This window comes from Bradyrhizobium sp. CW1 (assembly GCF_023100665.1).
Classification (GTDB): domain Bacteria; phylum Pseudomonadota; class Alphaproteobacteria; order Rhizobiales; family Xanthobacteraceae; genus Bradyrhizobium; species Bradyrhizobium canariense_D.
Map to the genome: position 1 here is coordinate 2954542 of NZ_CP064684.1, position 20262 is coordinate 2974803.

The 20262-nt window shown below is 64.4% G+C and carries 26 protein-coding genes; 10 read left to right on the forward strand and 16 right to left on the reverse strand.

All coding sequences use genetic code 11. The annotated features are described in order from the left end of the window. Positions 1-98 precede the first annotated feature (98 nt). The gene (locus tag IVB54_RS14230; RefSeq protein ID WP_247361830.1) at positions 99-1112 is read right to left on the reverse strand and encodes an NrtA/SsuA/CpmA family ABC transporter substrate-binding protein; all 1014 of its coding nucleotides are present in this window, start codon (positions 1110-1112) and stop codon (positions 99-101) included. 365 nt (positions 1113-1477) lie between these two features. On the opposite strand from IVB54_RS14230, the gene IVB54_RS14235 reads away from it, so the two are divergent. Further along, positions 1478-2155, forward strand: a complete 678-nt coding sequence (locus tag IVB54_RS14235; protein ID WP_247297222.1) for a lectin — start codon at positions 1478-1480, stop codon at positions 2153-2155. Positions 2156-2339: 184 nt separating this feature from the next. Next, positions 2340-3047 (forward strand): glutathione S-transferase, encoded by a 708-nt coding sequence (locus IVB54_RS14240; RefSeq protein WP_247297224.1) that lies wholly within the window; start codon positions 2340-2342, stop codon positions 3045-3047. A gap of 78 nt (positions 3048-3125) precedes the next feature. Here the strand turns inward: IVB54_RS14240 and IVB54_RS14245 are convergent, their stop codons facing one another. From IVB54_RS14245 to IVB54_RS14255, 3 genes are all read right to left on the reverse strand, one after another. Beyond that, positions 3126-3800, reverse strand: coding sequence for an isoprenylcysteine carboxylmethyltransferase family protein (locus IVB54_RS14245; protein ID WP_247297225.1), 675 nt, complete (start codon positions 3798-3800; stop codon positions 3126-3128). Positions 3801-3916: 116 nt separating this feature from the next. Beyond that, positions 3917-4090, reverse strand: coding sequence for a hypothetical protein (locus IVB54_RS14250; protein WP_007612258.1), 174 nt, complete (start codon positions 4088-4090; stop codon positions 3917-3919). A gap of 284 nt (positions 4091-4374) precedes the next feature. Continuing rightward, positions 4375-4848: a hypothetical protein gene (locus IVB54_RS14255; protein ID WP_026233168.1), complete on the reverse strand. Its 474-nt coding sequence runs from the start codon at positions 4846-4848 to the stop codon at positions 4375-4377. A gap of 246 nt (positions 4849-5094) precedes the next feature. Here IVB54_RS14255 and IVB54_RS14260 point away from each other — a divergent pair, with 246 nt between their 5' ends. Next, positions 5095-6750: a fumarate hydratase gene (locus IVB54_RS14260; protein WP_247361835.1), complete on the forward strand. Its 1656-nt coding sequence runs from the start codon at positions 5095-5097 to the stop codon at positions 6748-6750. 134 nt (positions 6751-6884) lie between these two features. On the opposite strand, the gene IVB54_RS14265 is transcribed toward IVB54_RS14260, so the two are convergent. From IVB54_RS14265 to IVB54_RS14290, 6 genes are all read right to left on the reverse strand, one after another. Next, a complete protein-coding gene (locus tag IVB54_RS14265; RefSeq protein WP_018456403.1) occupies positions 6885-7805 on the reverse strand; it encodes an SH3 domain-containing protein in 921 nt (306 codons plus the stop codon). A gap of 14 nt (positions 7806-7819) precedes the next feature. Beyond that, entirely contained in the window at positions 7820-8116 is a 297-nt protein-coding gene (locus IVB54_RS14270) for a hypothetical protein (protein WP_007602176.1), read from the reverse strand. Positions 8117-8220: 104 nt separating this feature from the next. Continuing rightward, positions 8221-8775 (reverse strand): septation protein IspZ, encoded by a 555-nt coding sequence (locus IVB54_RS14275; RefSeq protein ID WP_085349396.1) that lies wholly within the window; start codon positions 8773-8775, stop codon positions 8221-8223. 12 nt (positions 8776-8787) lie between these two features. Further along, positions 8788-9363 (reverse strand): hypothetical protein, encoded by a 576-nt coding sequence (locus IVB54_RS14280; RefSeq protein ID WP_018456401.1) that lies wholly within the window; start codon positions 9361-9363, stop codon positions 8788-8790. Positions 9364-9440: 77 nt separating this feature from the next. Beyond that, a complete protein-coding gene (locus IVB54_RS14285; protein WP_026233167.1) occupies positions 9441-9710 on the reverse strand; it encodes a hypothetical protein in 270 nt (89 codons plus the stop codon). Positions 9711-9750: 40 nt separating this feature from the next. Beyond that, positions 9751-11148: a carotenoid oxygenase family protein gene (locus tag IVB54_RS14290; protein ID WP_247361838.1), complete on the reverse strand. Its 1398-nt coding sequence runs from the start codon at positions 11146-11148 to the stop codon at positions 9751-9753. A 107-nt stretch (positions 11149-11255) separates the two neighbouring features. Between IVB54_RS14290 and IVB54_RS14295 the strand changes: the two genes are divergently transcribed. Next, complete coding sequence (locus IVB54_RS14295) at positions 11256-11981, forward strand: TetR/AcrR family transcriptional regulator (RefSeq protein ID WP_018456399.1); 726 nt, start codon at positions 11256-11258, stop codon at positions 11979-11981. 18 nt (positions 11982-11999) lie between these two features. Here the strand turns inward: IVB54_RS14295 and IVB54_RS14300 are convergent, their stop codons facing one another. Continuing rightward, on the reverse strand, positions 12000-12620 hold the full coding sequence (locus tag IVB54_RS14300; protein ID WP_018456398.1) for a hypothetical protein: 621 nt from the start codon (positions 12618-12620) through the stop codon (positions 12000-12002). A 165-nt stretch (positions 12621-12785) separates the two neighbouring features. On the opposite strand from IVB54_RS14300, the gene IVB54_RS14305 reads away from it, so the two are divergent. After that, positions 12786-13346 carry an SET domain-containing protein gene (locus IVB54_RS14305; protein ID WP_018456397.1) on the forward strand — a complete coding sequence of 187 codons (561 nt, stop codon included), beginning with the start codon at positions 12786-12788 and terminating at the stop codon, positions 13344-13346. A gap of 140 nt (positions 13347-13486) precedes the next feature. Here IVB54_RS14305 and IVB54_RS14310 read toward each other — a convergent pair whose 3' ends face one another. After that, entirely contained in the window at positions 13487-13885 is a 399-nt protein-coding gene (locus tag IVB54_RS14310) for a hypothetical protein (protein WP_018456396.1), read from the reverse strand. A gap of 38 nt (positions 13886-13923) precedes the next feature. Beyond that, complete coding sequence (locus IVB54_RS14315; protein WP_026233166.1) at positions 13924-14154, reverse strand: hypothetical protein; 231 nt, start codon at positions 14152-14154, stop codon at positions 13924-13926. A gap of 101 nt (positions 14155-14255) precedes the next feature. On the opposite strand from IVB54_RS14315, the gene IVB54_RS14320 reads away from it, so the two are divergent. Together IVB54_RS14320 and IVB54_RS14325 are read left to right on the forward strand one after the other, a co-directional pair. Continuing rightward, entirely contained in the window at positions 14256-15077 is an 822-nt protein-coding gene (locus IVB54_RS14320) for a helix-turn-helix transcriptional regulator (protein ID WP_018456394.1), read from the forward strand. A 40-nt stretch (positions 15078-15117) separates the two neighbouring features. Beyond that, positions 15118-15942, forward strand: coding sequence for a helix-turn-helix transcriptional regulator (locus IVB54_RS14325; protein ID WP_085384313.1), 825 nt, complete (start codon positions 15118-15120; stop codon positions 15940-15942). Here IVB54_RS14325 and IVB54_RS14330 read toward each other — a convergent pair. After that, the gene (locus IVB54_RS14330) at positions 15930-16730 is read right to left on the reverse strand and encodes a thioesterase family protein (protein WP_018456392.1); all 801 of its coding nucleotides are present in this window, start codon (positions 16728-16730) and stop codon (positions 15930-15932) included. The genes IVB54_RS14325 and IVB54_RS14330 overlap by 13 nt on opposite strands. 168 nt (positions 16731-16898) lie before the next feature. Between IVB54_RS14330 and IVB54_RS14335 the strand changes: the two genes are divergently transcribed. Further along, complete coding sequence (locus IVB54_RS14335) at positions 16899-17564, forward strand: DsbA family oxidoreductase (RefSeq protein ID WP_026233164.1); 666 nt, start codon at positions 16899-16901, stop codon at positions 17562-17564. A gap of 8 nt (positions 17565-17572) precedes the next feature. On the opposite strand, the gene IVB54_RS14340 is transcribed toward IVB54_RS14335, so the two are convergent. After that, a complete protein-coding gene (locus IVB54_RS14340) occupies positions 17573-18736 on the reverse strand; it encodes a GNAT family N-acetyltransferase (protein ID WP_018456390.1) in 1164 nt (387 codons plus the stop codon). 171 nt (positions 18737-18907) lie between these two features. Here IVB54_RS14340 and IVB54_RS14345 point away from each other — a divergent pair, with 171 nt between their 5' ends. Further along, positions 18908-19336 carry a YeeE/YedE family protein gene (locus tag IVB54_RS14345; protein WP_026233163.1) on the forward strand — a complete coding sequence of 143 codons (429 nt, stop codon included), beginning with the start codon at positions 18908-18910 and terminating at the stop codon, positions 19334-19336. Positions 19337-19341: 5 nt separating this feature from the next. Further along, entirely contained in the window at positions 19342-19809 is a 468-nt protein-coding gene (locus IVB54_RS14350; protein ID WP_018456388.1) for a DUF6691 family protein, read from the forward strand. Between the two features lie 57 nt (positions 19810-19866). On the opposite strand, the gene IVB54_RS14355 is transcribed toward IVB54_RS14350, so the two are convergent. Then, positions 19867-20196: a hypothetical protein gene (locus IVB54_RS14355; RefSeq protein WP_018456387.1), complete on the reverse strand. Its 330-nt coding sequence runs from the start codon at positions 20194-20196 to the stop codon at positions 19867-19869. Positions 20197-20262: the final 66 nt, after the last annotated feature.

A 20262-nucleotide genomic window follows, 5' to 3' on the forward strand; every position in this document is an offset into this window, starting at 1 on the left:
GCGGCGAAGCCGAACTGAATTCGGCCGAGCGCGACCGCCAGTGCGGATGGCAATATCGCGTCCTGCTGAAATGGCTTCCTGCATGGCCGCGCGGGTGCCTATTTCCACGACAGGGTGACGCGTGCGGGATCGACCTTTTTCAGTGGCTCGGTGACGACGACCTTGCTGAAGTCGGGCATCGCCGCTCCCGGAGGATGGTTGCCGCTCTCGAGGCGCCATGCGGAATGGGTCTTCAGAATCTCGATCAGCCGGTCGTCGAGACGCACCCGGTAAACATAGTCGGCCCAGATGGGGGCGAGTTCGTCCCGCTTCATTCCAACTGCGTCCGCGACTGTCGTGATTGCTTCATCCGGCTGTGCCTTCATCCAGATCTCGGCATCGATCAGTGCGGCGATGAATTTCTCGACCAGCACCGGGTTGGCGTCCAGGTAGGGCTTCATGACGACGATATTGAACGTCTCGGAGTAGGTGCCCTTTGTATCTACCTCAGTGACGGCTTCGCCCAGGGCTTTCTTCGCGTTGGCGACGTGGGGCTCCCAGGTGTCGATCGCGTCGATGCTTCCGGCTGCAAGTGCCGGCAGCATCTCCTGCGGCCGCAGATTGACGAGGGTGACATCCTTGGGCGTCAATCCCGCCGACTTCAGCAAGGTCGCCGTGTAAACCTCGCTACCGGTGCCGGCAGTGAAGGCGATTCGCTTGCCGCGAAGATCTGCCTTGGTCTTGACGCCGGCCTTGGCCGCGACGAGCGTCTTGAGATCGGAGTATTCCATCCCGGCGACGAAGGCGATGGGCTGGTTTGCCATCGTCGATGCGGTGACCGGCGCCTCCGCCGTGGTCGCGATGTCGGCACCGCCCCCGATCACGGTGTCCAGGCACTGCTTGCCGGACGTGAAGTTCGAAACCGTGATGTCAAGTCCGTGCTTTTCGAAGATTCCCTTCGACTTGGCGACGATCGCAAGGCCGGAGATCGGTGCGAGATTTTGCGCCAGCCGGGCTTTGAGCAGTTCCGCGGCCAAGGCGCAGTTCGGACCCAGGGCAAGACCGACGGCAAGGCAGCAAAGGGTGGCGCGGCCGGCAATTGTCGTGATTGGGCGGATTGTGGTCCGGTGCATGAACGATCTCCCCTTGCGCCGCGCGCTACGCAGCCCCGATGTGATCGCGGATACCGCCCTGAACGGTCCCGCCACAGTCCCCCGCGTCCTCCCCTGGACGATCACTTGAGGATCGGCCCATTTGGTATGCTCGCCCGGCACCATTGTCCCGGGAAGCAATTAATCGACATGGCAGTCGGGAAGCGGCTGGGAATCGTCGGCGATCCCGTCGACCAACTGATCGCAGACGACATGAAAAAACCAGGGCATCGTGCTTCTTGCACGGGGCCTTTTTCTTTTGGGCGTCTCGCATCGCGGCATCGGAATAAGCGGGCCTGCGTCGGGTTGAAATCTGGCGGCCAACGACAACACAAATGGAGGACAGGATGATCCGCATTGAGAGAACCATGACGATTTCAGGCCTCGCGCTCGCTGCGGCCTTGCTTGCGGCGCCATCGGCGCAGGCGCAGTCGGCCAACATGACGTTCTTCGTGACTTCCAACGGTCCTGGCAAAGGCGCCGATCTCGGCGGTCTGGAGGGGGCCGATGCGCAGTGCCAGAAGCTGGCCCAGGCCGGCGGCGCCGGCAGTAAGACCTGGCGCGCCTATCTCTCCACGCAGGCCGCCGACGGCAAGCCGGCCGTCAACGCGCGCGACCGCATCGGCAAGGGACCGTGGCAGAACGCCAAGGGCGTGGAAATCGCCAAGGACGTGGCCGATTTGCACAGCGCCAACAAGATCAGCAAGGAGACAGCGCTGACCGAGAAGGGCGAGATTGTAAACGGCTATGGCGACCAGCCTAACCGGCACGACATTCTCACGGGATCGCAGTCCGACGGCACCGCGTTTGCGGGTCCCGACGACCGCACCTGCAAAAACTGGACGTCGAGTACGCAAGGCGCGGCGATGCTCGGCCACTCCGACATCAACGGCCCTGCGACCAACCCGACGGTCAAATCCTGGAACACCGCACACCCCTCGCGCGGACCCGATGGCGGCTGCTCGCAGGCCGATCTGAAGAGCACCGGCGGCGGCGGCTTGCTCTATTGCTTCGCATCGAATTGAGGCTTCCGTCATTGCGAGGAGCGCAGCGACGAAGCAATCCAGAGTCCCTCCAGGGTGACAGTCTGGATTGCTTCGCTGCGCTCGCAATGACGGAGCGTGTGGTGCCGCCCTTCAGCCCCATCCTGACGGAACCTTGTCGCGCGTGATAGATTGGTCCTGTCGCTTCCACGCTCACGGACCCTCCATGAAATACGAGCTCTATTATTGGCCCGAGATCCAGGGCCGCGGTGAATATGTGCGGCTGGCGCTGGAGGAGGCGGGCGCGGCATACGTCGACGTGGCGCGTGGCCCACGCGGCACAGCCGCGATGATGAAGATGATGGACGCGCACAGGGGCACGCCGCCCTTTGCGCCGCCGTTCCTCAAAGCCGGCAAGCTCGTCATCGGCCAGACCGCGAACATCCTGCTCTATCTCGGCGCCCGCCACGCCCTCGCCCCGAAGTCGGAGGCGGGTCAACTCTGGGTGCATCAGCTCCAGCTGACGATCACCGATTTCGTGGTCGAGATTCACGACACCCATCACCCGCTCGGGCCCTCGCTCTACTACGAAGATCAGAAACCGCCGGCAAAGAAGCGCACCGCCGACTTCTGGGGCGAGCGCGTGCCGAAATATCTCGGCTATTTCGAAGAGCTTCTCGCGGACAATGGCGGCGCCTATGTCACCGGCCGCAAGCTGACCTATGTCGATCTCTCGCTGTTCCAGCTCGTCGCGGGACTACGCTATGCGTTTCCGAAGCGGATGAAGGCGTTCGAGACAGATATCCCAGGCCTCGTCGGCCTGCACGACCGCGTGTCGGCGCGCCCGAACATCAAGGCTTATCTCGAAAGCGAGCGCCGTATTCCCTTCAACGAGCAGGGCATCTTCCGCCGCTACCGCGAGTTGGATGGCTAGAGCGCCTGCGAACGCTTCGGGCGACGTCAGTCGATCGGAGGAAACGCTTTTCCGCAATTTGCAGACTGATGCGTGCGCTCACCACACGCCAGGCAGCAGGCGATAGCGCACGCGCGTCACATAGTCGGCATAGCCCGGCAGGCCCTCGCGCAGCGTACGCTCCTCGATGCGAATGCGGCCCGCAAACAAGACGAGGAATAGCGGCACCATCATAAGTCCCCACCATGAGCCCAGAAGCAACGGCACGCCGGCGAAGAACAGGATCATGCTGCTGTACATGGGATGACGTACATGGGCATAAGGCCCCGTCGAGATCACGCGCTGCGCGCGCTCGGCTTGCAGCTTCACCACGGGCGCCGCGAACGAGTTCTCGCGGAAAACGCAGAGGATGAACAGCGTCGAAAGCAGGAACAGGGCGAGGCCGAGCATCTGCAGCGCCCTCGGCATGTCGGAGGACAGCGTACGCCGGTCGAGCCCCATCGCCGCCAGCCAGACCAGCATCGCGACGACGAAGACGGTCATGAACACCTTGTCGGCAGCGGGCTGGTCTTTTTGCAGGACCGGCCGCAGGCGTTCGGCGAGCAGTGCGGGGTCGACCTGGTAAAGCCACCAGCCGCCGAGCGGGCCGAGCAGGGCGGAGGTCGCGAGAAACACCCAGGCCGAAGGCCAATGCAGGGTCCCGGCGGACGCGAACAGCAGCGCGCCCATGGCGGCGGTGGTGATCGTGCTCTGCAACAGGAGTCTTGCGATCATGCGCAGGTCTCAGGGTAGCCGCGCATGATATTGGTGCAGCTATCCGGCGAAGATGCGGCCGGACACGCGAAAAGCCCGATCGACCGGATCGGGCATTTCATCTTCGACGCGGCTGATCAGGCGAGCTGATCGATCCGCGTGCCCTGACCCGGCGGCAGCGGCGCGGGCGGCGGCGGCTTATAGGTCGGGTCGTTGTCCTTGGTCTTGATCTGATCGTCCTGCTGCTTGGTCGTGTCGTAGCTCGGCACCACGATCGCGATCGGCGGCGGCGAAACGGTAGAAACGCTCATCCACAAATCCTCACACATGGAAACAATTGACCCTGCGCCGCGAGGAGCGAAATTTCATTCAAGCCAATCGTTAAAATGCGAGGGATGCGGTGCGGTGGAGGAGGCCGCTTTCGTGTCGCCACAAGCGCTGTTTCCGCGAGAGGACAGACCTCTCCTCGTCATTGCGAGCGCAGCGAAGCAATCCAGTCTGTCTCCGCGGAGGGATTCTGGATTGCTTCGCTACGCTCGCAATGACGGTCCGTAGTGGGCGGTGTGCTGTCAGGCGCACACCGCGCGGGGACCGCCTATTCGTCCTTGCCGCGCGTGATCGCGATGGACGCATCCGTCTTGGTGCGGGCGCATTCCATGTTGAGACGCCGGTAACGCATGCTGATCTTGTCGCCGCGCAAGAGCCCCATCCGCTTCAGGCAGCGTGTCGCGCCCGTCGTCGTATCGTCCTTGGTCACGGTGAAGACGATCGCCGCCATCGACCCCACCAGCGCAAAGAACTCAGGCTTGGGCTTGCGATCGCCCTTTGCATAGAGCTCGATCGAATATTTGTCGCCACGGCAGGCCACGGACAATTCCTTGGCCGCCGGATGAGTCAGGTAGACGACGTTGGCGGCGCGGAAATTCACCTTGAGGCGATCGACCTGGTTCGCCAGCTCCTTGGCGCTGTCATCGCAGCGGTCCGCGCGGGCGGGCGAGGCGATGGTCACAAGGCCGGTGATGGCGGCGGCGACCAGGATCGCGCCGCGGACGTGCAAGTTCAATGTCATGATGAAAAGCCCCTTAGCGGGCGCATTCAACCGTCGTCGGGCGCGTAGCGCAAGGGGTGCACCCAGGGTCTTCACCGGCATCATGAGAGCTTGGTGTCCGCCGACAGCCGCCGAAAATAGGTCGCCGTGTCGCCGAATCGGGATGCCCCGACCGCACCAGAGCGCCTTCCCTTTGCAGCAAAAAAGCTTAGAACGCTTCTATGAAAGGGGCCCATGCGAGGGCTCCAAAACCCCGAGATTCCCGCCATGAACGCTCCTACCGCCTTTCCCGATCCCGCAAAGCCCGTTCCGCCCTACAAGCACACGCCGCTGTTTCCGCTGGGCAAGGACGAGACGCCCTACAAGAAGGTCTCGTCCGAGGGCGTCAGGGTCGAGAAGGTTTTGGGGAAGGACATGCTGGTGGTGTCCCGCGACGCGCTGCGGGCCCTGTCGGAAGCGGCCTTTGGCGACATCAACCACTATCTGCGACCGGGTCATCTGAAGCAGCTCCGCGCGATCCTGGAGGATGGCGAGGCGAGCCCGAACGACAAGTTCGTCGCGCTGGACTTCCTCAAGAACGCCAACATCGCTGCAGGCGGCGTGCTGCCGATGTGCCAGGACACCGGCACCGCGATCATCATGGGCAAGAAGGGTTGCAACGTCATCACCGATGGTGACGACGAGGCGGCACTGTCGGAAGGCGCGCGCGATGCTTACCTGCGCCGCAATCTGCGCTACTCGCAGGTCGCGCCGTTGTCGATGTACGAGGAGAAGAACACCGCCAACAACATGCCGGCGCAGTGCGAGATCTACGCCGAAGGCGATGACGCCTACAAGTTTATGTTCATGGCGAAGGGCGGTGGCTCCGCCAACAAGAGCTTCCTGTTCCAGGCGACGCCCTCGGTGCTGACCAAGGACCGGCTGCTCGCCTTCCTGAAGGAGAAGGTGTTGACGCTGGGCACCGCGGCGTGCCCGCCCTATCACCTCGCGATCGTCATCGGCGGCACCTCGGCCGAGCTCTGCATGAAGACGGTGAAGCTGGCGTCGGCTCGCTATCTCGACGCGCTGCCGACCCACGGCTCGCCCGACGGCAACGCGTTTCGCGATCTCGAGATGGAGCAGGAAATTCTGAAGATGACGCAGTCGCTCGGCGTCGGCGCGCAGTTCGGTGGAAAATATTTCTGCCACGACGTCCGCGTGATCCGCATGCCGCGTCATGGCGCCTCGCTCCCGATCGGGCTCGGCGTGTCCTGCTCGGCCGATCGCCAGGTGCTCGGCAAGATCACCAGGGAGGGCGTCTATCTCGAGGAGCTCGAGCACAACCCGGCGCAGTATCTGCCTGAGGTCGAGCAGTCGCTCGGCGGCGAGGTCGTCAAGATCGACCTCAACCAGCCGATGAAGGATATCCTTGCCACGTTCTCGAAGTACCCGACCAAGACGCGGGTATCGATGACCGGCACCATGATCGTCGCGCGCGATTCCGCGCATGCCAAGCTGCGCGAGCGGCTCGACGAGGGCGAGCCGCTGCCGGACTATTTCAAGAACCATCCGGTCTATTACGCCGGCCCCGCCAAGACGCCCGAGGGCTATGCCTCCGGTGCGTTCGGCCCGACCACTGCGGGCCGTATGGATTCTTTTGTCGATCAGTTCCAGGCCGCCGGCGGCTCGATGGTGATGGTCGCCAAGGGCAACCGCGCGCCGGCCGTGCGTGAGGCCTGCAAGAAGTATGGCGGCTTCTATCTCGGCTCGATCGGCGGTGCCGCGGCGAATCTTGCCGAGCACTGCATCAAGAAGGTCGAGGTGCTCGAATATCCCGAGCTCGGCATGGAAGCGATTTGGCGCATCGAGGTCGTCGACTTCCCGGCGTTCATCATCATCGACGACAAGGGGAACGACTTCTTCAAGGAGTTGAATCTGGGCTGAGGCCGCGTTCCCCGGACGCTGCGCAGCATGAAATGATGCGCTGCTGATCCGGGGTCCCCGTGGCGGGCATGGGTCCCGGCTCTGCGATGCACCGCTTCGCGCTGCGTCGCGTCCGGGACACGAGACTTACTCGCTCAACTACAATTTGTGACCTGGTTGGAGCACAGCCCGCGCCACCAGCCGCGGATGCCGTCCTGGCTCTCGACCAAGCCCCAGAGGCCACTGCAGGCAAAGATGCGCTTCGGGCCGCCATCGGTGTCGATCGCGCCGCCGAGTTCGCGCTGGGCGGGCATCCATTTCGCATCAACGAAGGGCGCCTGGAACAGACCGCCCATGCGTGTCGCGCCATTGGCGTAGGACGCGCCGACCTTGTTGGAGGCGACCCAGCCGCGTCCGGCATAGGGCTTTGGCGCGCTGCGCGGATATTTCTTGTCGTCCTCGTAGTCCTTGCCCGGCGGCTTGGCGCCTTCGATCAGAAACCAGCCGTTCTTGAAGCCGATGATGCGGAATTCGGTGAGCCAGCCGCCATCGGGCGTGTTCTCGCTGCCGCCGAGCTTGAGCCGGTAGGGCGGCGGAAGCGTGCCGAGCACACGCGCCTTGATCGATGGTTCGGCACGCACGTTGAGGCCATCAGGATCCTTGTCGACGGACCAGGCGCCGAAATCGCAGGGCTCGGTACCGTCGGGAAGCGTCGAGCGCTTCGCGGCGAGATCGGCATGCAGCTTTGGGAAGTCGGTGTCGTCGGTGTCAGGATCGGGCCCGCTACGCGGTTTCAATGCGACCGAGACTGCGCGCGTCGCATCCGGCGTCAGCGCGACCACGAGAGCCTGGCGCGTGGCGAACACGCTTGCAGGTGACTTCGGATCGTTCGACGAGATCGGATAGACGGCGAGGTAGCCCGTCGACCCTTCGGTTCGATAGGCCGTGCCGGCGACATAGCCTGCCGGTAGCATGGCGAGCGCGCTTGCCCGCCACGCCGGTTCGGCGTCGTCCGCGCTAGCCGCTTGTGTCGCGACACACAGGATCGTCGCCGCGATGAGACCGAGCGCGCGCACCGTTGCCGCGCGGCTTAGGCGCGCGTGCCGGTGAACGGGAAGCTGCCCATCGGGCCGATGCCCATCTCACCGCTCATGCTGTCGCCGGAGACGGTTCCGATGAATTCGAGCGTCAAGGGCATCGGATTGGTGATCGAGACCTTCCAGTTGACGGCATCGCCGCTGACGGTGCCATCGAAAATCTCGGCTGTATCGCCTTCCGCGCCCTGCGTCCCCGTGAGCGTGCCGCCGGCAGCCGTCAGGCTCAGCGTCGCCTTGCGCTCGCCCATGGGGGTCGTCAGGGTCAGAGTCCAGTTGCCGTCGACGGCCATTCGCGTCTCCCAAGATCCCGGCGGACCGCGACGATCCGCGGGCCAGTCCCGGCCGAGCGTATAGCGCAACTCGCCGCTCGCGCCTAACGCTCCGTTGGAGGCATTTAGGCGCGGGCGGCGGCGCGTCGTCGGCTGGTGACGATGAGGCGAAGCACGACGTATTGCACGGCGAAGGCGAGGATCTTGGCGCCGCCCGCGACCACCGTGATGTAGAACGCCCACAGCTTCAGATCGCCTGTGGAGGCGACGGCGATCATGCCGGCGCCGATTACGAACATCAGCGCGGCCCAGGCATAACCTGCAGCCGTCACATATTCCGGAACGGTCTCGACGACGATCGGCGGCATGTAGCGCAGCATCCAGCCCCGCTTGAGCATGATGGCGCCGATCGCGAAATGCGCGATCGAGGGCTTTGCGAGCATGAAGCGGGGATCGTTGGTCAGCAGCGTGACCGTGCCGAGCACGACGACGAGCGCGACGCTCGCATAGGTCATGTAATTGAGCTGCTGCCCCTTGACGCGCGCGTAGATCACCTGCGCGATCGCTCCGGCAATCGCCACCGACGTTGCCAGGACGACGTTGTCGGTGATGATGTAGATGACCAGGAAGACGATGGCAGAGAAGAGGTCGGAGGCGAGGCGGGCGAATACGTCCTTCATCGTCGATCCTGTTCAGCGGGAGTTGGACATTGGGCTGGCCGGCGCACCGTACTTGATCTGCCGATATTCGGGATACCATTTTGTGAAATAGATCGCGCTGTTGCGGGCGGCGAAGGCGACCGCAAGGCTCGACCAGAGCGGCAGGCCGGGGACATAGAGCAGCACGAGATTGGCGGCCGCCATCAGCAGCGCAGCCGCGGTCCAAGCGCCCGTGATGACGTAATTGGCATAGAGAAAGCCGGGCATTGCCGCGATCTCGGCCGGCACGGATTCGACCGCGTATTGCAGCGTGAAGGGACGCCGCACCAGCATCGAGCCGAGCGAGATGACGAAGATGCCGATGTCGACCGACAGCTTGACACCGAGCGTGCCAAGCGCCGGGTCGAACAGCGCGAGGTGGAGGCCGATTGCGGCGAATAGCAGCGCCGAGCCCATAGCCAGGATCTTCACCGAGCGACCGCGCACGACATCGATCGCCACGGTGGCCAGACAGGTTGCCGAGGCTACGAATACGCTGATCGTGGCAGACGTCATCAGCATCAGGAAAGTGAAGGCGCCGTAGGGCGCGAGGATCAGGAAAATCGCCATGGTTCGCCTCGGTCAGGCCTTATCTTTACGATGTAAAGATCAATATGTCAGGAGCGAGGCGGGGTCAAGTAGAATCTTTACAGTGTCAAAATGACGTAAGCGACTTCCAAAAATCGAATTGCTGCAACGGCTTGGTCGGCCATCTCATCGATGAAGCCGGCCCAGGACAGGTGCGGCAGCACAGGTAACGCACAGGCGATCGAGAGGACGAAGGCGAGCAAGATACCACCGTTGAAGATGGTTTGGCCGCTCCGCCGCGGCCGGATCATCGGGAGCGTGATCCCGGCGCAGATCAGGAACAGGATCAGGACAGCGAGGCGGTCCGCGGTGATCGAGGGCATATGCATGAGAGACCTTTTGGTGACATCAGCGATGTCGAGAGGAGAGCTACCGCGCGCCGACCCAACTGCCGTGAAAACCGTCGGGCACGCGATGGCCGAGCTGCACCAGCGCGACGGGGCCGGCCTCGACATCCTTGGCATTGAACACGGCGAGGTCGCTGCGGTTTTCCCGCGCGCGCCAGACCACCGCCAGCAGCCAGCCGTCGCCTTCCGCCGCATCTTTCGACCGCTCGACGAAGACCGGCTCTGAGATGGTGTCGCCGGCCGGCAGCAGATAATGGCCGAGGCGCGTTCCATTGCCATCGACATGGACGACGCCGGACAGCGCGCCGAACATCGGCAGCTTCGGATTGGCGCAGGCGTACCAGCCGTGACGGCTCTTCAATCCGGCGCGGCGGTCGTCGATGCGCGGGAATTCGCCGGTGAGATCGTCGAGATAGGTCTGCTGGAAGCGGTCGGTCTTCCCGGCAAGATTGAAGGTCCAGCGGCAGTGGCGAGCGAAGGATTTCTCGGGATTGGTGGGCGTGCCGTCGGGATGCGTAAATAGTGGTGCTTCCTCGAACTGCATGACGTCCGCGATGATGCGGTCACTGTCCTCCCAAGCATTCATGACGTGGAAGACGTAGCAGGCTTCAGCACGAAACCAGACGATGTCCTTCGCGCTGCCCTTGCGCTTGATCACGCCGACATAGGCGCCCTTGTCCGGCTCCCAGGCATAGGGCGGCCGCCCGCTGATCGCGCGCTCCATGCTGCCGGTGATGGGCAGGATCGGAAACAGCACGTGGTTCTCGGTGACGATGAAGTCGTGCACCATGCTGGCATAGGGCGCCTCGAAACGTTCGAAGCGCGTCGCCTTGCCGGACGCGTCGATCGAGCCGTAGGAGAGGGCAGGCGTCAGCGGACCCGCGGCGTTGTAGCCGAAGAACACCAGCTCGCCGGTGACGGGATCGATCTTCGGGTGCGCGGTGAAGCTGCCGGCGACACGGCCGTGATAATTGTGATAGCCGCGGGTTGCGAGCGTGCCCGGATCGATCTCAGTCGGCAGATGGGCTTCTTCCAGCGCAAGCAGCTTGCCGGCATGGAAGATGATGTTGGTGTTGGCGACGCCGCCGTCGGTGAGATCTTGCGGCGCATCCGGCAGCTTGCGGCCGAAGCCCCCGAACAACGCGCGGCCGGCATCGTGCTCGGCCAGCCATTTCGGCGTACGGACCCAGCGATTGCGATGGCTGGCGCGGCCGTTCTCGAGGTGAAAGGTGTGCAGCATGCCGTCGCCGACGAACCAGTGCGCGCCGGGCGAGTCGAACTGCGGATTGGGGCCGTTGCGATAGAGCGTGCCGTTCAGTTCGCGCGGCAATTCACCGATGATTTTCAGGAAGGGCGCGTCGGCCTCGAACGGAATCGGACCGAGGTTGTGGCGGCGTTCGGCAACGGCGTCCTGCTGCACGGCGTATCCCTTCCTTATCTTTACATCGTAAAGATCAAATAGCCGTACGAGGGGTTCTGGTCAAGTGAAATCTTTACACTGTCAATATTGCATCCTATAGCTGGCCCATGGGCAAGAGTGAGATCAGGACAGAAACCGCGCGCGGTGCGCGTACTTCAAAGAAGGCGAGCGCGCCGGCGCGTCCCGCGCGACGACCGGCGAGCGTCAAGTCCGAGGCGCCCTATCACCACGGCGCGCTGCGCGAGGCGCTGCTCCAGGCCGCCGAACGGGTGCTGGAGCGTGACGGGCTCGCCGGCCTGACATTGCGCGCGGTGGCGCGCGAGGCGGGCGTCTCGCACGCCGCGCCCACCCATCATTTCGGCGACCTCACCGGGCTTCTCAGTGAGCTCGCGGCCGTCGGCTTCCGCCAGTTCAATGCGGCGATGGCGTCGTCCTCTGACACCGCCACCACCCCGCTTGAGCACGCGCTGGCGCGGCCGAAAGCCTATGTTGCCTATGCCCAGGCTCATCCCGGCATGTACGGCATCATGTTCCGCACCGAGCGCCTCGACTATTCCAGGCCGTCGCTGCACGAGGCCGCCGAGGCGTCCTTTGCGGGACTCGCCAATGCCGTCGGCATGATGCGGCAGGAGCAGATCCGCGGCGACGCGCTGACGCTCAATCAGGGCGCTGCGATCGCGCGCGCCTGGTCGATGGTGCACGGTTTTACGATGCTGCTGCTCGATGGACGGCTGGAGGATATTCTGGGGCGTCTGCCCGAGGGCACGACTCCCGAACGCCTGCTCGAGGCCATGCTGATGTCGCCCGTGACGGGGAAGCCGCCGGGCCCCTGATCGATTGCCGGCGAGCGCCTAGCGCATCGTCGCGAGCTCGACCGCGCGGCCGCGTGCGCCTATGATCTTCACCTCGTCCTTGCCGCAGGTAAAGCTGCGGGCGAACTCGTCCGCGGCCTTGCGCGCGAGCTCATTGGCGTTCGGGTTGGCGATCGCGTCGACATAGGCGACGTGGCAGACGGGGCCGGGTGGCAGCCGGGTCACGATGAGCATGGCCTTGGTGTTCGGCCGCCCCTGCTTGTCGGGATCGGTGCCATCGGCGATGTGCCAGCGCTGGATCATCGCAAACGGCTTGGCCCCAGCGGTGCGCCATTCGACGGTGGTTTCGGACGAGCTGAACGGAGCGAACCAGACTTTAGCAGCCGGTTCCTCGGCCGCGGCCTCGCGATTGCGGCCGACGGAGACGATTTCGCGAAGATCGTCTTCGGCGATCAGGACCACGAGGCCATCCTTGCCCTTGCAGACCCGCGTGGTGCTGCCGTCGAGCTCGCTGGGCTTTCCGATCTGGCGGCAATCCTTCGGGGCCGTCGAGGTATATTGGCTGCCCACGGATCGGGCGTCGGCTCGGTCGAGACCACTGCACATCAGCAACATGGCCAAGAGCAATAAGGCCAAGCCTGCGGTGGTGATGCGGAACATGACGACGCCTTTGATCGAGTGGGAACTCCGTACCATCAGACGTCTTGATTGTGGGCAAGGTTCAAACGGGGTCAACAGACACCTGACAGCGGCGCGGAATCGTTCTAGAAGAGCGGCTTCGCTTGGGCTCTTTCAGCCTCGTTCGCGTCCTCGTTTTTCGTGATCATGCCAGCCACCTCGTCCAGCAAACCTTATCGCGTCGGCCGCTCGAAAACCGGGCTCGGCCTCTTCGCCACCAAGCCGATCAAGAAGGGCACCCGGATCATCCGTTATTACGGACCGATCCTGGACTCCCGGATTCCCGAGCACGACGACATCGAGAACAAATACCTGTTCGAGCTCAACGGTCGCTGGACCATTGACGGCTCCGTGCGCAAGAACCTCGCGCGCTACATCAACCATTCGTGCAGGCCCAACGCCGAATCCGACGTGCGGCCGCGCGAGCGCAAGGTTTTCATCCGCGCCATCAAGAACATCGAGCCGGGCGACGAGATCAATTACGACTACGGCACCGATTATTTCAAAGCCTACCTGAAGCCGATCGGCTGCAAGTGCGAATCTTGCGAGAAGAAGCGCAAGAAGCTGCGCGCCGAGGCGCGGGCCGAACGCGCCAAGGTGAAGGCGCGCGCGGAGCGCAAAGCCGAGAAGGCGAGCGTGAAGTCCGCCAAAAAGAAGAAGCTTAATGGTCATGCCGTCGGCAAGGCGAAGGGCCGCGCGCGGGCCTAGCCTGAGTTCGAGCTTCTGGCATAACTGTCATGCCCCGCGAAAGCGGGGCATTCAGTACGCCGCAGCTCCGTATGCGACGACTACCTCTGGAATACTGGGTCGCCCGGTCAAGCCGGGCAACGACAGCGAGTGATGTGGCCTCAGGCAGCCAGCACACTCCCGCTCCTGCGCAATCCCACATATTGCAGTTCGGCAAACACGCCGGTCGCGATCGCCTGCGCCACGACCATGAGCTCGCCGGCAAGGTTCGGCGACACCGCGCCCGAGAGCAGCAGCGCAATGCTGCCGACGGTCCAGGCCGCGTTGCCGACCACGACCAGCAGCACGAGCGGCTTTGCCACGGAGGCGCGTGAGGCGAGCCAGCCGACCAGCGCCGTGTAGGCGATCAGGAACAGGCCGGTCTCGCGCAGCAGCGCTTCGGGTAGGTTGAACAGCGAGGCGAACGCGCTGGCGCCGAACGTGAAACCGAGAGCGGCCACGCCGCTGAAGATCGCGTCGGCAAGAAGCGCGCGGCGAAGGAAGGTGGATGCGTCGATCATCGTGGGTCTCCATGGTTGGGGTGGGCTCGAGGTGAAACTCAGTGCAATCCACGCCACCAGGCGCGGAGCAGGCGGGCGAGGCGGAACGGGCAGAGGCTCCTGCCGACGCTGTGCTCGAAGGCCGTGACCTGCGCGACGACGTAGTCGCCGGTCGAATGCACCAGCGGCTCCGGCATGTTGAGGCTGCGCGCCAGCATCCGGGTTGCGAGCGCCATGGCCCAGGGAACTAGCTGGTCTGTGACGGTCCGGTAGAGCAGCAATGCGATCATGGTCGTCTCCTGTTGCGACCCAAGATGCGCCGGCCCGAGCCCCAATTCGATTACCTCCGACGTAATGGAAGGGCCGAAATCTGCGTGCTAGGTTTTCGACCATGAACGCACATGCATCCACGGCACAGGCCGAACGCAGCCAGCCGGTCCATATCGGCGACCATTTGCGCGAATGGCGGCAGCGCCGCCGCATGAGCCAGCTCGATCTCGCCGGTGAGGCCGAAATCTCGGCGCGGCATTTGAGCTTCGTCGAGACCGGTCGCGCCGCGCCCTCGCGCGACATGGTGCTCAGACTCGCCGAACGTCTCGACGTGCCACTGCGCGAACGCAACGTGCTGCTGGTCGCCGCCGGCTATGCCCCGGCCTTTCCGCAACGCACGCTGGAGGATCCCGCCTTGAAATCAGCCCGCCAGGCGATCGACCTCGTCCTCAGGGCGCATGAGCCGAATCCGGCGCTGGCCTATGACCGGCACTGGAATCTGGTCTCCGCCAACCGCATGCTGGCGCCGCTGCTCGCCGGCATCCCGCAGCGGCTGCTCGGTCAGCCCTTCAACGTGCTGAGGCTTGCCTTCCATCCCGAGGCGCTGGCGCCGCGCACGGTCAATCTCGCGGAATGGTGCGGACATCTCCTGGAGCGGCTGCACCGGCAATGCGAGGCCACCGCCGATCCCGAGCTGATCAAGCTGTATAACGACTTGAAGGGTTATCCGATCCCGGCGCGCGCGGCGCCGCTGTCGAGCGACAATGTCGCGATCCCCTTCAAGCTGCGCCACGAGGGGGAGATACTAAGTTTCTTCTCCACCACCATGGTATTCGGTACGCCCGTCGACATCACGCTGTCGGAGCTGGCTCTGGAAACCTTCTTCCCGGCCGACGAGCGCACTGCCGAGCGGCTGAAGCAGATGGCGGCTGGCTTGCAGTAGTGCCGTTTACAGGAGGCGGTGGCGCTCGCATAATCCCCGGATGGACACACGCTCGTCCCGGCCATTACGGTCGGCCAATCCGGTCGGCGACCTTTTGCGCGGCTGGCGCATGCGCCGTGCATTGAGCCAGGCGGAGCTGGCGTTCGAGGCCGGCATTTCGATCAAGCATCTGAGCTATGTCGAGACCGGCAAGTCGGCGGCAAGCCGGGAGATCCTCCTGCAGCTCGCGACCGCCCTCGGTTTGTCGCTGCGTGATCGCAATGCGCTGCTGGAGGCCGGGGGTTTCGCGCGACTATACGGCGAGCGCGATCTTTCAGCGCCGGAGCTTGCCGACGCGCGGCGCGCGATCGATCTTCTGCTCCGGCGGCACGAACCGTTTCCCGCGATTGTGACCGATCGGCGCTGGAACGTGATGGAGGCCAACTGCGCCGCGTCGCGGCTGATGACGATGCTGCTTGGGCAAGAACGCATGCAGCGGCCGCTCAATCACATGCGCATGTTCCTCGCGCCGGACGAGCTCAAGCCGTTCGTCGAGAATTGGCCCATCGTCGCGACCGCGTTGTTGTCGCGTGCGCGGCACGAAGCGATGGCTGCACCGCTCGACGAGGCCCTGCAATCGACGTGGCGCGAATTGACGCGGCTGCCGGAGCTTCCCGCACTCAGGATCGAGGACAACGTCGCGCCGGGGCCGCTCTGCGAAGTGCGCTTACGAAAGGGCGACGCCCGCATCGGTCTGATCGGTGCGGTGCTGACGCTCGGGACCCCGCAAGACGTGACGCTTCAGGAGCTTCGCGTTGAAATGTTCATGCCGGCGGATGCCGTGTCCGAGGCCACTCTGATCGCGCTTGCGGCTCAGGAGGCCTGAGCTCGCTCGGCGTCGCGGCGCTCAAAGCTCACGGCTTGCATCACCTCCGCAAACGGACCTTTGAGATCGCTCAGTGTCGCCATGGTCAGGCCCGCGCCGTTGGTGCCGACGCGCGTGGCGGCGCGGATCAGGATCCATTCGCTCTCCGGCGGTCGGAAGAAGTAGAGGCTGATCTCGGGATTGATAAAGGTCCAGTTGCGCATGTCGACGATCTGCGCAACGCCGCTCGAAAAGTCCGCGGCCTGCACCGCTTGGAGCAGTGGTGTGTTCGGTTCGCCCTCCACCAGGGGTGCATCAAGTCGCATCCAGGCGGCGGCCGGGCCGGGCTTCTCCAGCGCGCCCTCGATCAGCCGCACCGACACGTTCTGGAAATACCGGCTCCATTTCTGCGCGAAGGCCGGCGGTGCTGCGCCTGTCTCAGGCGTCTTGTCGATAGTCGCGGGCCTGGTGAAGGGATCGACGGGCGATTCTCCGCTCGGCGCCGTCAAGAGCGCTGTGCAACGGCCGATCTCGGTCTCTCCGTCCATCAGCCGCACCTGGGCGGTCTTGGCCTTGCGGCCGTCGCGCAACAATTCGGTGGTGGTCTGGAAGACGCGCAGGCCCGCCGGTCGCCACAGGTCGAAGGTCAGGCGCCGCACCGCGAAGCCGGATTCGGTGGCGAGACGGTCGATGTCGCGGGTCATCAGGGCGGTGGTGGCGCTTCCCTGCAACATGTCAGGCGACCACGGGCCGCCGGCATGCTCCGTAGCCCGGAACTGCTGGCCTTCCGGCTTGAAAATAGCGGTCATCGCGGTTTCCCCTCGTGCTTGATCGTGGCCGCGAGTATCGGGTCGGGTGAGGCCTGTCACAATAACCGCAGAGGTGAAGTCGTGAGCCATGCAGGACCGGTGCCTTGCGCCGCCTCCGGTTCGGTTTATCTTCCGACGAACCCGTACCGTCCGAAGGAGACGTCCGACATGAGCATGTTGAAACCGCTTCAGATCGACGTCGTTTCCGACGTGGTGTGCCCCTGGTGCTATATCGGCAAGCACCGGATCGAGAGTGCGCTGGCGCTGGTGCCCGATGTTCCGGTCAAGCTCAATTTCCGTCCCTTCTTCCTCAATCCCTGGGTGCCGTCCGAGGGCATCAGCCGGGAGGAGTATCTCACCAAGAAGTTCGGCTCGGTCGAGGCCTACAAGGGCATTGCGGGACGCGTCGTTGCGGCCGCGGGCGAAGAGGGGCTCGTCTATCGGCCCGAGCTTGTCGCGCGTCAGCCCAACACCACCGACTGCCACCGCCTGATCCTCTGGGCCGAGGCGATCGGCAAGGCGCCCGAGATGAAGCAGCGCCTGATGGAGCTCTACTTCCGCGACGGCGGCGACCTCACCGATTTGAACGTGCTTGTGCAGGCGGCTGCCGATGTCGGCCTCGATGCCGACGACGTGCGCCGGCGCCTCGCCACCGACGAGGACGTCGCGCGCGTATCGGCGGACGCGCAGGAAGCCGCCGAGAAAGGCATCTCCGGCGTGCCGACCTACGTGTTCGCGCAAAAATACGCCGTCTCCGGCGCGCAGGATCCCAACATGCTCGCGCGCGCCATCCGCGAGGTCTCGGCGGAGATCAACGCCGAGGCGGCGGAGTAGGAGCTATCCTATTTACGAAGCAGGCGAACTGCGCGACGCGCCGCCGCGTAGGCGATGCCGTGCGCCGCGAGCGCTCCGTGAACCAGCGCCACGATGGGGTCGTTCCGCCGCAACGGTATCAACACGTCCCCGACGGCGAAGCGCCCGCGCCAGATCGGATTGATCATGGGGTGATCGGCGCTCGCCGTGGAATCCGCGCTGGCGATGGCTGGATCGGCGCAGAGGCGGCGGGTGAGCTCGAGTGTAAGCTGCACGCCCGGCGAATATCTTGCGAAGCGCTCGTCGATGCCGAGCTTGAAGAAGAAGGCGCGGTCCTGGTGGCGCAGCACGATGCCGGCGGCCACCGGCGTCGCGCCGGCGCGAAGGCTGACGATCTCGCATTGCGCGGTTTCCGCCAGCGCGCGAGCGGCGCGGCGGATGAAGGTTGCATCGCCCGCGTGCTGGACCAGCGCGGTTCCGCGCTTCCCCTTCCAGCCGCTGGCTTCGAGCTGCAAAAATGTCTCGAGCGCCGGCCCGATCTCGTCGGGGCTGCGCGCGACGTCGAACACGATTGCGCCGTGTTCTTCGAGGCGATGCCGTTGGCGGCGTAGCTCCTTGAGCTTTTTGGTGCCGAGCGCGTCGCGTAGCAGCGTCTCACCGTCCTGGGTCGCGTCGAGGCTGGCGCGGATGTAGGAGTTGAGGAGGCGCGGCTTCAGGCCGTCGCGATTCAGAACCTGGCTGAGGGCGGTCATTGCCGCCCCAGCGAGCGCGACATCGTTCAGCACGAGCGCATGCGCCCCGTTTGCGCGGGCCTGCTGCAACAGGCGCGCCGCTGCCTCGATCGGGGCATCGCGGTCGATCAGCGGGCTGCACAGCGTACCATAGGGATGCGCGCTCACCAGCGCGGGCAGGGGGATCTTCCATGCCCGCCAGAGCGAGATCACCGGCATCAGCCCGATCAGCCGCGATCCATCGTATGCGGAAAGCGCCGAGGCATCGGTGCGGCCGCGCGCGGTTGCACTGACAGCGAGCTCCCAGCCCGGCAGGTAATATCCGTTCGGCTCGATCGCGCGCTGCGCGAGTGCGCGCCACTGGCCGGGTTCGATCGCGGTGAGCGGGACGCGCGCGCGCGCCGTCGCGGCATGCTTTGCCGATGCCGGATTGATCGCAGCCTGGTGCGCGATATCGACCACGTCCCGTCGTCCCCGTTCAGGAGGCCATGCTTAGCGCAAAGATTGGAAAATACAGTTGGGACACCGCTTCAATTCGAGTGGTAATATTAACGTCTCATTGAGCATCCGGCCGCGAGCCGGCAGGATGCGCCGATGGATACGCCAGAATTGCTCTCGACCCGGAGGATCATCATGGTCGCCACACCTTTTACGCCGATTGCGTCGCTCCTTGGCGGCGCGTTGATGGGCCTGTCCGCTGTGCTGCTGATGTGGACGACGGGGCGAATCGCCGGGGTTAGCGGTATCGCGGCGCGACTATTTCCGCCTTACGAGGATCGGCAATTCGCCGGCCGGCTCGCCTTCGTCGCGGGCCTTATCGTCGCGCCCGTCCTGACGCGCCTTGTCACGGGAGGCCTGCCGGCGCAAACGATCGGCGCCGGAACGCCGCTTCTGATCGTCGCGGGATTGCTCACCGGCTTCGGCGCGGTGTGGGGCAGCGGCTGCACCTCGGGCCACGGCGTCTGCGGCTTGTCGCGGCTGTCGGCGCGATCGCTGGTTGCGACCATGACCTTCATGGCGGCGGGAATGGCGACCGTTTTCGTGATGCGGCACTGGAGCTGACCGCGATGACAATCCTCATTCAATTCGGGATCGGTGTGGTCTTTGGGCTTGGCCTCATCGTCTCAGGTATGTCGAACCCGGCAAAGGTCCTGAATTTCCTGGACGTTGGCGGCATCCCGGCAGGAACGTGGGACGCAAGCCTCGCATTCGTGATGGCCGGGGCGGTCGCAGTGACCTTCATCGGCTTCAGCCGCGTCCTGAAATTGGCGCGGCCTGCCTTCGCCGACCGCTTCTATGTCCCAACGCGAAACGATATCGATCCGAGAATTATCGCCGGTCCCGCCATCTTCGGTATCGGCTGGGGCCTCGTAGGCTTTTGTCCAGGCCCGGCATTGACCGCGCTCGGATTTGGCTCGGCCTCCGCCTTCATCTTCGTCGTCGCGATGTGTGCCGGCATGGTGCTCGCCCGCTTCATCGCGCAGCTCCCGTCGGCAACGCGTATTGTCACGCCGGGAAAACCGCTCGAGATCTGACATGGACAGGACCGGGCGAGTTATCTCGTCCGGTCCTGCATTTCATGGCTTCATCGACTACCAGCGATCGCCGACACCAACGCCAACACTGACGCCGGGTGCGCGGATGCCGACGCCGCCGCGCGGACCATCGTCCCAGTCGCGATAGGTGCGGCGCTCATAGTAGCGGTCACGCGGCATGGTCGCGTAGGAGTCGCGCACGATCACACGCGAGCCGCCGCGGGTGCGATAGCAATTGCCGGAATCGTCGCAGACCAGCCGCACTTGCTGGACGAGATCGGGGCTGGTGTATTCGCTGGTCGTATAGACGTCGGCGGCCTTCGCGCCGCTCACCGCTGCCAAGGCTCCGACGCCAGCCAGCAACGCAATCGTGAATGTCCTCATCATGTCCTCCTCGAAACTGCCCTCGGCGGTAACAAGAAGGGGAGGCCATGATCGTTCCGGCAAAATTAC